The organism is Psychrobacter immobilis, assembly GCF_904846225.1.
Classification (GTDB): Bacteria; Pseudomonadota; Gammaproteobacteria; order Pseudomonadales; family Moraxellaceae; genus Psychrobacter; species Psychrobacter immobilis_F.
On the sequence record NZ_CAJGZJ010000002.1, the window covers coordinates 16,943 to 29,934 of the forward strand.

Annotated in this window: 9 protein-coding genes; 6 read left to right on the forward strand and 3 right to left on the reverse strand. The window is 42.7% G+C overall.

Annotated features, from left to right (window positions below):
• Positions 1–301 precede the first annotated feature (301 nt).
• Positions 302–1,300, forward strand: coding sequence for a rhodanese-related sulfurtransferase (locus JMX48_RS01775; RefSeq protein ID WP_413786334.1), 999 nt, complete (start codon positions 302–304; stop codon positions 1,298–1,300).
• An 86-nt stretch (positions 1,301–1,386) separates the two neighbouring features.
• Here JMX48_RS01775 and uraH read toward each other — a convergent pair whose 3' ends face one another.
• Positions 1,387–1,818 (reverse strand): hydroxyisourate hydrolase, encoded by a 432-nt coding sequence (gene uraH / locus JMX48_RS01780; protein ID WP_201533615.1) that lies wholly within the window; start codon positions 1,816–1,818, stop codon positions 1,387–1,389.
• 305 nt (positions 1,819–2,123) lie between these two features.
• Complete coding sequence (gene serA, locus JMX48_RS01785) at positions 2,124–3,350, reverse strand: phosphoglycerate dehydrogenase (RefSeq protein ID WP_201533617.1); 1,227 nt, start codon at positions 3,348–3,350, stop codon at positions 2,124–2,126.
• A gap of 444 nt (positions 3,351–3,794) precedes the next feature.
• Here serA and JMX48_RS01790 point away from each other — a divergent pair, with 444 nt between their 5' ends.
• The gene (locus JMX48_RS01790) at positions 3,795–5,237 is read left to right on the forward strand and encodes an FAD-binding oxidoreductase (protein ID WP_201533619.1); all 1,443 of its coding nucleotides are present in this window, start codon (positions 3,795–3,797) and stop codon (positions 5,235–5,237) included.
• A gap of 132 nt (positions 5,238–5,369) precedes the next feature.
• Here the strand turns inward: JMX48_RS01790 and JMX48_RS01795 are convergent, their stop codons facing one another.
• Entirely contained in the window at positions 5,370–6,002 is a 633-nt protein-coding gene (locus JMX48_RS01795; protein WP_201533621.1) for a BLUF domain-containing protein, read from the reverse strand.
• A gap of 525 nt (positions 6,003–6,527) precedes the next feature.
• Here JMX48_RS01795 and JMX48_RS01800 point away from each other — a divergent pair.
• The 4 genes from JMX48_RS01800 to lspA all read left to right on the forward strand — a co-directional run bounded on the left by JMX48_RS01800 (position 6,528) and on the right by lspA (position 12,915).
• Positions 6,528–8,165: a carbon-nitrogen hydrolase family protein gene (locus JMX48_RS01800; protein WP_201533623.1), complete on the forward strand. Its 1,638-nt coding sequence runs from the start codon at positions 6,528–6,530 to the stop codon at positions 8,163–8,165.
• A 234-nt stretch (positions 8,166–8,399) separates the two neighbouring features.
• Positions 8,400–8,951, forward strand: coding sequence for a protein disulfide oxidoreductase (locus JMX48_RS01805; protein ID WP_201533625.1), 552 nt, complete (start codon positions 8,400–8,402; stop codon positions 8,949–8,951).
• A gap of 462 nt (positions 8,952–9,413) precedes the next feature.
• Entirely contained in the window at positions 9,414–12,272 is a 2,859-nt protein-coding gene (gene ileS, locus JMX48_RS01810; protein ID WP_201533628.1) for an isoleucine--tRNA ligase, read from the forward strand.
• Positions 12,265–12,915, forward strand: a complete 651-nt coding sequence (gene lspA, locus JMX48_RS01815) for a signal peptidase II (RefSeq protein ID WP_201533631.1) — start codon at positions 12,265–12,267, stop codon at positions 12,913–12,915. Before ileS ends, lspA begins: the two co-directional genes overlap by 8 nt.
• The last annotated feature ends 77 nt before the right edge of the window (positions 12,916–12,992 follow it).

Sequence of the window (12,992 nt, forward strand, 5' to 3'; positions counted from 1 at the left end):
TAGCGATTCACCGTGAATAAACGTCTAAAAGACATAATCATTAAGATAATATTATTTAATAAGCAATCCACATCCATGTCTTTAACGATGTTATCCGTTATTAAGTAATTCAAAATCCTTCTAAAATTTGCTACACTATGCGCGCATTGATCAATTCCACAATTGCGCCAATGTTATTTTATTAAAAACTTAACTTATTGCACTAGGTTTGCGACCTAGCCAGCAGGAGAAAAATATGAGCACCGCCCAAGATAGCAATAACCCTCTAACCGACAGCAAGTCAGCTCCCGTTTACGACAGCATTATTAACAATATCGTCGTTGCCGCTCTGTATAAATTCACGCGCTTTGCTGACTTTGAGCAATATCGCGCACCAATTTTAAATAATATGCTCGAGCATGATGTTAAAGGCACTTTATTGATTGCCGCTGAAGGTATCAATGGAACCATTTCTGGCACACGTCAAGGAGTTGATAACGTCCTTGAATATTTGCGCAGTATCGAAGCGATTGGCAGCTTTACCTTCAAAGAGTCTTATACCGATGCCCAGCCCTTTTATCGCACTAAGGTGAAGCTAAAAAAAGAAATCGTTACCATGGGTGTAGAAAATATCGACCCATTACAATCGGTCGGTCGCTATGTAAAACCAAGTGATTGGAATGCGTTAATTTCAGACCCTGACGTGATCCTCATTGATACGCGAAACGATTATGAAGTAAAAATCGGTACGTTCCAAAATGCGGTCAATCCAAATACGGAAACTTTCCGTGAGTTTCCAGAATACGTGGCAAAAGAGCTAGACCCAGCTAAGCATAAAAAAGTCGCCATGTTCTGTACCGGTGGCATTCGCTGTGAAAAATCTACCGCCTATATGCGCGAGCAAGGATTTGAAGAGGTCTATCACTTAGAAGGTGGTATCTTGAAGTATCTAGAAGAAATCCCCGCTAGTGACTCTATGTGGCAAGGCGATTGCTTTGTTTTTGACAACCGCGTATCGGTCAATCACAACTTAGAAAAAGGCAGTTATGAGCAGTGTTTTGCGTGCCGTATGCCGATCACTGCCGATGACATGCAAAGCCCTAGCTATATCAAAGGCGAGTCTTGCCCACACTGTATCGATAAGGCCACCGACGAGCAAAAAGCACGTTTCCGTGAGCGTGAGCATCAAATGCAGTTAGCCGCAAAACGTGGCGAAGCTCATATCGGTAGCGATGTCATGGACGTCATAGAAAAACGCAAAGCGGCAAAGACCGAAGCACATCGTCAAGCTGAGGCTGATAATAAAGCCAAATTGGGATAAATTGACAAGTAATAGAATCAAAAAGAAAGCGCCGATCAATATTTGATAGGCGCTTTCTTTTTTAACTTATAACTACTTAATGCAGTTTAGCTACCGCGATAAGTACTATAGCCATATGGTGATAAAGTGATTGGCACATGGAAATGATTTTTGCCTTCGATATTGAAGTTAACTTCAACATAAGGGTAGAATGATTTTAGACCTTGCTCACGGAAATACGGAGTGGTTTCAAAGATAAGTTTATAAGTACCTTTGTGATCGACGCCAGCTTCATTCGGTAAGAAGTTACCGATACGACCCTTGTCATCAGTCTTTTCAGTATCAAGTAACTTCCAGCTACCTGTTTTGTCTTGCATCATCAATCTTACATTGACGTTTGGCGCAGGCTTACCCGTACTAATATCTAAAATATGACTAGATAACTGATAGCTCTCTTGATCGACTGCTGCATAGCTGGCTGTTGCGGTCATGGCTAATACGCCACTCAAAGCAGCAGCTTTTATGATTGTAGCTTTCATAAAACACCTTTTTTAATTGTTGATGAAGGTTTGATTGAATTATTAATAAATAAGTAGTAAATAATTATTACTAATAAGAATTTAGTATATATTGCCAATCGAACCCCATAATGAAGTAAACGTTAAAATTTATAAAAACGCGTATAGAATACGTAGATAACGTAATATAAAAGCCACAAAATTATAACCAAAAAAACAGTTAAAAATGTCCATAAAAAAGCAGACAACGCTGGGCGTCATCTGCTATTGCTATTGTATCTAATCGATCTTTATCGTCTTAAAAATCGGTTATTTATATTGATTCTTTAGAACAAAATACGAACGCGAATGGTTTCTTCTACGTCTTTGAGTTGATCTAACGCCGCATCTGAATCGTTATAATCAACATCCATCACTAGATAGCCCACATCGCCTTCTGTCATTAGGCTCTGCGCTAGGATATTAATCCCTGCTTCAGCAAACAGACGGTTAATCTGTGACAGTACGCCTGGTACGTTTCTGTGGATATGTAGCAGACGATGCGAGTTTTCTTTGAACGGAATAGAAACTTCTGGGAAGTTGACAGCGGTCGCCGTATCACCTTGATCAGAATATCTAACGAACTTGTCTGCGACTTCTAGGCCAATATTGGCTTGCGCTTCTTGCGTTGAGCCACCGACATGCGGCGTCAAGATAACGTTATCAAACTTACGTAATGGGGATTCAAACTCTTCGTCAGCAGATTTTGGCTCTTTTGGGAACACGTCAATCGCTGCGCCTAAGATCTTACCAGACTCAAGCACCGCAGCGAGATCATCAATCTCGACGCAAGTACCGCGAGCGGCATTGATAAAGTAACTGCCTTCTTTCATCTGGGCGAACTGCTCGGCTTTCATCATATAACGCGTACTTGGTACGTCAGGCACGTGCAACGTTACGATGTCAGCTGTTGATAATAGCTCTTCTAAGCTGCCCACTTGTACCGCATTGCCCAGTGGCAATTTGGTCACGGCATCATGATAGATGACTTTCATACCGAAGCTTTCTGCTAAGACAGACAATTGCGAGCCGATAGAGCCATAACCGACGATACCGATCGTTTTGCCACGTACTTCATGTGAGTTGGTCGCAGACTTGCCCCAACCACCGCGATGTACGGTTGCATTTTTTTCAGGAATACCGCGATACAGCATGATGGCTTCGGCCAATACCAACTCAGCCACTGAACGGGTGTTAGAAAATGGCGCGTTAAATACAGGAATACCGAGGTCGCGAGCCGCGTCTAAATCTACCTGATTGGTACCGATACAAAAGCAGCCAATGCCGATAAGCTTATGCGCATGCTCAAGTACTTCACGCGTCAACTGAGTACGCGAACGAATACCGATAAAGTGAGCATCTTTGATTTTTTCAATCAGCTCGTCTTGATCTAGCGCCTGACTGATATTCTCAATATTATGATAACCAGCGCCTTCCAATACTTTTAAAGCATTGGCATGTAGACCTTCGAGCAATAAAAAACGTATTTTGTCTTTTTGTAGTGATAGCGCCATATGAGAACTGTCCTATAATTGTCTTATTAAATTATCTAAAGGATAATCTATGATGGATGAAACGCAAACAGTCTAGATATCTTACACAAAATCCGACGTCGATGTTAGCAGATTAGATGAATTATTGATTATCAAGCCCGAAAAAATTTTATGCTATAGTGAGTTATTGTATTTAAAATCTATTAAACTGTTTTTTACTATTGATGTCCAATTATGTAGGCACAATCGTATCACTTTATAACTGTCGAACTAAGTAACATAACTGTTGAACTGAATAACACAACTGCCGAGCTGGCTAACACTTAGTTATACACGGCCCATTATATGAATCCAATTAAACAAACCCAACTATATAAACATATTTATATGCCCTTAGTTATATCAATTTAGCGATATAATAATCCCCTTTATGCATAGCGCTTACGTTCATACTGAGATTTGACCATGACTTCTTTATCTAGCCAAAGCACCTCTGAAACCAATACCACTGCTGTCCAAGCGATATTAACTACTTTAATTGATGCCCATCAATTTGACCCCACCCAAATCAAAACCGATGCTGAGAGTTTAGAACATTGGGGTAAAGACTGGACCAAGCATTTCGCTCCAGCAGCATCCGCCATCGTCTTTCCAAAGACCACCGAACAAGTGCAAGCAATTGTCCTCCTTGCCAATCAGCACAACATCGTCCTAACCCCCAGTGGTGGTCGTACTGGTCTGTCTGCAGGCGCAGTCGCCGCCAATGGTGAAATCGTCGTTAGCCTCGATAAAATGAACCATATCGGCCAGTTTTATCCTGCTGATCGCATGGTTGAAATTGAAGCCGGCGTCATCACTGAACAACTACAACAGTTCGCCGAATCAAAAGACCTCTACTATCCCGTTGACTTTGCCTCAGCAGGCTCTAGCCAAATGGGCGGCAATATCGGCACCAATGCAGGTGGCATCAAAGTCATTCGTTATGGCATGACCCGCCAATGGATCATGGGACTGACCGTTGTCACCGGTCGTGGCGACATCTTGCATCTCAATCGCGGTATGGTCAAAAACGCCACCGGTTACGACTTGCGTCAATTGTTCATCGGTAGTGAAGGCACGTTAGGTTTTGTCACTCACGCACAAATCAAGCTGGAACGTCAGCCACAAGACTTAAATGTCATGGTGCTTGGCATGGACAGCTTTAACGATGTCATGAATGTCTTATCGGCCTTCCAAGCGAAAATTGATTTGACCGCCTTTGAATTCTTTGATGATATCGCGATTGATAAACTCATGGCACATGGTCAAGTACAAGAACCATTTGAGTCTCGCACCAAGTTTTATACCTTGCTAGAGTTTGAAGCACCATACGAGCCCATCATGGACAAAGCCATGGCCATATTTGAGGATTGTATGGAGCAAGGCTGGATCGTTGACGGCGTTATGAGCCAAAGCTTGGCGCAAGCGGCAGAGCTGTGGAAATTGCGCGAATATATATCAGAGACCATCTCAGTATTCACGCCTTACAAAAACGACGTCTCGGTGCTCATAAGCTATGTGCCTGATTTTATCGAAGAGATTGACCACATTGTCAGCAGTAACTATCCTGACTTTGAAGTCTGCTGGTTTGGTCATATCGGCGATGGTAATTTGCACTTAAATATCTTAAAGCCTGAAAACATGAGCAAAGATGACTTTTTTGCCGAGTGTAAACTTGTCAATAAGCAGGTGTTTGAGACGGTACAAAAATATGGCGGTTCAGTATCTGCTGAACATGGTGTGGGCATGACGAAGAAGCCCTACTTACACTATAGCCGTAGCGAGACTGAAATTGATTATCTGCGAGACATTAAGAAAGTCTTTGATCCTAATAATATTATGAACCGTGGTAAGATTTTTGATATGTAGTGGATAATATTATCATTAGATTGACATTAAAAAGACGCTAAACCTATAGGGCTAGCGTCTTTTTTTAATGTTATAGAATTGAATATTATAGAAGATATACCTTATAAAAATTTTAAGGTTGGTTTATTTTGCTTACCAATAATACAGTAATATCAGTCCCACGATTAGTAAGATACTCAAAAAGCCTTGAACGATTAAAAAAGCTTGATGCGGTGCCACAATATGACGAAACATGTTGCCCATCGCGTTATAAGTAATACCTGCTGCCTGAATATGTGGTGGGTGTTCAAAGGTTTTGATGATTTGCAAAAAATGCGCTGTATGTTCAGGCGACCAATCATGTGGAAAAAACGGCAAATAAGCAGAGAGCTGCGCGGCTTGCTTTTTGCTCGCTGGTGACCATAGCCAACGCTCCAAAAATAGCAAACGCATACGCCAATCGGCAAAGCTGCGGTTGTCTATGGTCTGCAACAATAATACTTCAATATTCTTGTGACGGCTATCTGCAAAAATGCGTTGCTGTAACTCAAATACGTGCGCTTTTTCACCTTCAATGCATTGCAAAAAATGACCGTTGCCATAACATAAGGTACCTGTGATGCCATGTTGTTGATTGTAGTTGCGCGCATGATTTTCTACTTCATCAAATATAGAGGTATTCAAACGTGAGCCAAGTGTCAAAGTGCTGACATAGACCAACTGAACCAGTGTTGAATCTTCTATTTCATCAAACGCACTGATTTTATTGGTATAATTTAAGGGCATAATACAATAATCCTAAAGGGTATAATAAAACCATCCTAAAAATCCATTGATGGACGGCTGAACAAAGTCCATAAAGTAAAACGATACCCAAATAAACAATCTTGACTCACAAAAACCTATCAAATAGTTACTACGTTAGACTGTCATTGATTGGGTAAGTTGTTATGATATCGAGCAAAACGACCTTGCTAAGAATGCAAAGTATTAATGAATGGGACATAGAAATGATAGTAGATTAATATGAGAAATGATTCATGCAGCTAGCCTGAAATAGCTCGTTAGTATTGGGTTCATCTCACTTTAATAAGTGTTTATCGCACCTCTTGTATACTAAAGTTGATAGAAAAATCAAACACAGTGTCGTCGTAACCTATTGTAATGCAATGATAAATCATTGTAACGGTAATACTCTATCATTGAAATAATTTTATTAACTTTGTTACACAAATATTTGCCGACCCGAATCTTGCAACATATTCACATTTGATATCATTGAAACCAGTAAAGAGCCAAAACAGGAATATTATGAGTAAAATAGAAAAATTAGATGACCTTCATCTTACAATCGCTGAGATTAAGAAAAAAGATTATCCTCAACTAAAAGAATTGATGGATCGCGTTTATGTAAACTTAGGCGGCGCTTGGTCAAAGACGACCATTCATACCTTGATTGATGCCTTCCCTGAAGGTCAGATTGCTATGTTTGACCATGACCAACTAATCGGAATTGTGCTGTCCATGCGCGTTGATTACGCAAAGTTTTCAAACCCGCATACGTATGACGATTTGATCGGACAAAAAGAAATCATCAGAGACAATCCTGATGGTGATGCGATTTATGGCTTGGATGCGTTGATTGATCCTGAGTATCGCGGTTATCGCCTTGGTCGTCGGCTTTATGATGCACGCAAAGAGCTGTGCCGACAGTTGAACTTCCGAGCAATTTTGGCCGGTGGACGCATTCCCAATTATTATAACCACAAAGAATTGACGCCAGGCGAGTACATTGATGCTGTTGAAAGTCGCGAAATTCACGACTCTGCTTTGTCCTTTCAGCTCTCTAACGGCTTTATCGTGAAGCGCATTTTGACCGCTTATCTGCCAGATGACAAACAGTCTAAAGGCTTTGCGACTTTGCTTGAGTGGGCAAACATTTATTATGAGCCAAAAGACTACAAGCCTAATACGCGCAAATCTGAAGTACGTATTGGTGGTATTCAGTGGCAAATGCGTGAAGTTGAATCACCTGAAGAGCTATTGCAACAAGTTGAGTTCTTTGTCGATATCATGGCCGATTACAACTCAGACTTTGCCTGTTTACCAGAGTTCTTTAATGCGCCATTGATGGGTCTTTGCGAATCAACCGATCAAAATATCGCCATTCGCTTCTTGGCCGGTTATACCGAGTGGTTCAAAACGGAAGTCTCACATTTGGCCGTCAGCTACAACGTCAATGTCATCGTGGGCTCTATGCCATTATTGGATGAAGACGATACCTTATACAATGTCAGCTATCTCTGTCGCCGCGATGGTACGGTTGAAGAGCAACGCAAAATCCATATCACGCCGCATGAGCGCAGTGCTTGGGTCATTGAAGGTGGTGATGAAGTCAAAGTGTTTGACACTGATGCTGGTCGGATCGGGATTTTGGTCTGCTATGATGTCGAGTTTCCTGAGCTTGCGCGTTTATTAGCGCTTGAAGATATGGATATTTTGTTTGTGCCTTTTTGGACAGACACCAAGAATGGTTATTTGCGTGTACGCCATTGTGCTCAAGCACGGGCGATTGAAAACGAATGCTATGTGATGATTTGCGGGTCAGTGGGCAACTTACCACAAGTTGAGAGCTTAGATATTCAGTACGCGCAGTCGACTATTTTCTCACCCTCAGATTTTGCATTTCCGCATGACGCGATTATGGCAGAAACAACGCCCAACACTGAGATGGTCTTTTTCTCAGATGTGAATTTAGACAAGCTCACTCACGTTCGAAATGAAGGCTCGGTACATAACTTACTTGATCGCCGTGATGATTTGTTCAGTTTAAAATGGAAACGAAAAGCCAAAATTTCAGCGAGCAAGTTAACTGATGAAGAACGCCGTGAAAACTCAGGTAGCGTGCTAATCGGTGATCCGTTGCAAAACCGTGCACAAAAACCTTAATTGATTAAGATAAGCACCCAATAACAAAATAACTTGATAATACGGCTGACCATTCAGCCGTTTATTTTTATCTACAATCGAGCCATTATAAAATACGTACAGTGATACTGGAATAAATTTTGCGCAGCCTCTGGCAGCAACGGCACAGCAAGCCAGAAAAATTTATTCCAGTATCACTGTACGTATTTTTACTTCTTTTATTTAGGACTGACTAGAGCACAAAAAGCAACCGCTATGACGACTGATATTCCAAAGGAAAAAGACAGGCTTAAAAAGACACCGAAGCAAAAGATGTGGTCTGTGTTAAAAACGGTACTGTTATATGGTCTGATATTTTTGGTCATTTATACGGCGATTAATTGGTGGCGACAACCCGTCATGCCAGCCAATCCGCAGCTGCAATTAACTGAGTATCAAGGGCAGACCGTTGATTTGGCGGCACTGAGTGGTGAGCAACCGACGCTCGTGTATTTTTGGGGTACGTGGTGTCCAATCTGTAGTGTGACCTCTCCGACCATAAACAAACTTGCCATAGCAAATAACTACCCTGTCGTCACTATTGCTATTAAATCAGGCTCCAACCAAGAGTTACAAAGTTACCTTAATAAAAATAATTATAACTTTACGACGGTAAATGACCAAGAAGGTCGCATTTTTGCCGATTGGCAGGGACAAGTCACACCGTCATATGTCATTTTAAAAGATGGTGAGATGGCACAAGGTTTGACAGGTATTCAGCCACTTTGGTCATTGAAATTGCGATTATGGCTATCGTCCGTTTTTTAGTATTTAGCAAATAAACACGTAACCGTGCCATATAGTCGATACTGAATAAAATGGATACATGACAATATCCCAGCGCCGTTGTCTCTTTTTTATATTGAACTGACTATACTTATGATTTAATGGCTAATGTATTCTTGAGATAGATAATTGGTTTGGGTTAAAGTCAGCACGACGCTGGTCAGCTCTTTTTCCCCCACCCTTTTTATCATATAATAGCTGCCGTTATCATCGATGCTATTCTAATTATTCTGATAACTGTATTTTAGGTTGCAATCATCTCGTTACCATTTATTATGGACATGAATATACTTATAAGTGACTGACCTTACCACTGGCTTATAAGCAACCTCTTATAAACAAGAAGCGACCATCGATTATCAAACATTTGACCCCATATTATATTTAACATTAATCATCCATTTCAAATGCAACTTCTACCCTTCATTTTAAAAAGACACCTTTATGACTGATAAAAGTACTGATACACCGAACCAAGACTACAAAGACACACTAAACCTTGCCGATACGCCATTTGCAATGCGTGCAAACCTTGCCAAACGTGAGCCTGATTGGTTGGCTGCTTGGGAAGCCGATGACGTGTATGGCAAAATTCGCAAGGCGCGTGCTGGTGCGACCAAGTACATTTTGCACGACGGCCCTCCTTATGCTAATGGTCAGATTCACTTAGGCCATGCGGTTAATAAAGTACTAAAAGACATTATTGTAAAGTCAAAAACGCTATCAGGTTTCGATGCGCCTTATGTTCCCGGTTGGGACTGTCACGGTCTGCCTATCGAACAAAAGGTCGAAGCCAAAGTCGGTAAAGTGGGTCAAAAAGTCTCTGCGACCGAATTTCGTGGTCTCTGCCGCGAATATGCGAGCACGCAAATTGAGTTGCAAAAAGCAGACTTCAAACGTCTGGGCGTGTTTGGTGATTGGGACAACCCTTATCTGACCATGAACTTTCATCAAGAAGCCAACATCGTACGTGCGCTTGCCAAAATTCATGACAACGGTCATGTGACCCGCGGTATGAAGCCCGTGAACTGGTGCTTGGACTGTAGCTCTGCCTTGGCAGAAGCTGAAGTCGAATATCAAGATAAAGTGTCTGATGCGATCTATGTCAGTTTTGATGTGCTTGATACCGAAAAAGTAGCGGCCTTAGCTGAGCTAGATGGCAACATTGCAGCTGTCATTTGGACGACGACGCCTTGGACTTTACCTGCTAACCAAGCAATCGCCGTACATCCTGAGCATGACTATAGCGTGGTCGCCACCGAAAAAGGCAATTTGCTGTTGGCGACTGATTTGGTTGAAACGGCATTAGCTGAATTTAAATTAGAAAGTAAGGGCGTCCTTGCTACCGTATCAGGACGCGAGCTTGAAGGTCTGCGCGCCCAGCATCCATTGATTGTAGACCGTCAAGTGCCGCTTATCTTAGGCGATCACGTGACTACTGACAGCGGTACTGGTCTAGTACATACTGCACCCGGTCACGGTTTAGACGATTATATCGTTGGTCTTAAATATGATTTGCCTGTTGAAAATCCAGTGAGTGGCACGGGTGTTTATTTAGAGAGCGCAGCGGTATTTGCGGGCGAACATATCTATAAAGCCAATCCAAAAATCATCGCAGCCTTGCATGACAATGGTCATTTAATCAGCCACACAAAGATCGAGCACAGCTATCCGCATTGCTGGCGTCATAAGTCGCCGATTATTTTCCGCGCAACCCCGCAGTGGTTTATCAGTATGGAAGCCAAAGGTTTACGTGAGCGCGCGCTTGCCGATATCCCTAGAGTCAATTGGACGCCAGCATGGGGACAAAACCGCATTGAAGCGATGATGAATGGTCGTCCTGACTGGTGTATTTCACGCCAGCGTACATGGGGCGTGCCGATCGCTTTCTTTACGCATAAAGAAACGGGCGAGCTACATCCAAACACGCTTGAGCTGATGGAAGTCGCTGCACAAAAAATCAATGCAGGCGGCGTTGAAGCTTGGTTTGATGCCAGCTGTGAAAACTTCTTAGGCGCGGAAGCTGCTGATTATGACAAAGCAACGGACACCTTAGACGTATGGTTTGACTCAGGTACGACCCATTTTACTGTGCTTGAACAGCGTGATGAGCTGGTCAATCCTGCGGATATCTACTTAGAAGGCTCAGATCAACATCGTGGCTGGTTCCAGACGTCATTACTAACGTCTGAAGCCATGTACGAGCGCCCACCGTTTAAGCAAGTATTGACGCACGGTTTTGTCGTTGATGAAAACGGCCGTAAGATGAGTAAATCACTGGGCAATATCATCACCCCACAAGAAGAGATCAATAAAACAGGCGCTGATATGCTACGTCTGTGGATTGCGTCTAGCGATTATCGTTATGAGATGAGCGCCGGTAAAGCATCGTTTAAAGGTGCGATCGACATGTATCGCCGCATCCGTAATACGCTACGCTTCTTACTTGCCAACACCGATGACTTTGATCCAGCGATCAACAGTATTGATATCAATGAATTGGTCAGTCTTGATAAGTTCATCATTGAGCGGGCGCAAACGGTACAAGCACAAATCATTAGTGCCTACGATGCAATGGACTTTCACCAAGTCACTCAACATGTGACGGCGTTTTGTTCGCAAGATTTGGGTAGCTTCTATCTAGATATTATCAAAGACCGTCAATACACTACGCAGACTGATGGTCAGCCGCGTAGATCAGCACAAACGGCTATTTATCACATCGCCAATGCTTTGATTCGCTGGATTACGCCGATTTTGTCATTCACCGCGCAAGAAGCATGGGAAGTATTGCATGGTAACAATGAAAATAAAGCGGACTATGTGTTCACTGAAGAATGGTACACGTTCCCAGAATTCGAGCTAAGCGACATTAGTAATGAGGACTGGCAGCGTATCATGCTGGCTAAAGACATGGTCAACAAACACATCGAAACGGCGCGTGGTGAAAAAATCATCAATGCCAACTTATCTGCCGATGTGAACCTATATGCTGATGGCGCGATGCAAGATAGTTTAGCCAAGCTGGGCGAAGAGCTTCGTTTCGTTCTCATTACTAGCAAAGCAACACTGAAGCCAATGAGCGATGCCCCTGCTGACAAGGTTACTCTAGAAGGCCAAACTGACAGCGATACAGAAACACCTGTAGACTTAGTGGTCGATGTTAGTGCCGCGACTGGCACCAAATGCGTGCGCTGTTGGCACATCCGTGATGACATCGGTACAGACAGTGCGCACCCTGAATTATGCGCCCGCTGCGTCACCAATGTCAGCGGCGATGGCGAGGTGCGCCACTATGCCTAATTCAAAAGAGCCTAACTCAATAGATACATCGGAAAATAATCAACTGTCCGTTGACGCCGATAATACGCCTAAGCCTGCTCATGCAACCACGGGCAGCTCGACGACACCTAGAAGTCGTTTAATTAAGACGCCAAAAATGATCGCCAATGGTCGTCGTGCCTTTATGTGGTATTTGTTGTCCCTAGTCGTGATTATTATCGATCAGTGGACGAAGTGGTTGGCTGAAACTAAGCTCACCTTTCATGAGCCAGTGCCTGTCATTGAGCCTTTCCTTAATTGGACGCTCGCTTATAACTATGGCGCTGCCTTTAGCTTTTTGGCAGATGCAGGCGGTTGGCAAAAGTGGTTCTTCTCAGGTTTGGCGCTCGTGATGTCGCTGTTTTTGATCGTGTATCTGATTAAAGCCCCTCGCAAAGCCACGTTGCTCTCTTTCGGACTGGCGTTGGTACTTGGCGGTGCGGTTGGTAATTTAATTGATCGTTTATTGCATGGTCATGTGATTGATTTTATTCATGTGCATTATGCCAATGTTTGGGATTATCCGATCTTTAATATTGCCGATATGGGCATCAGTATTGGCGTGGTGTTGATTGTCATTGATATGCTATTTTTAGAAAAAAAGCGTGAAATGCCACGGTCATAATTGCGTGTAGCTAGATAAATCCGTTCAATTTATAAATAAAAAGGTGGGTTACGTATTCGTAATCCACCTTTTTACTA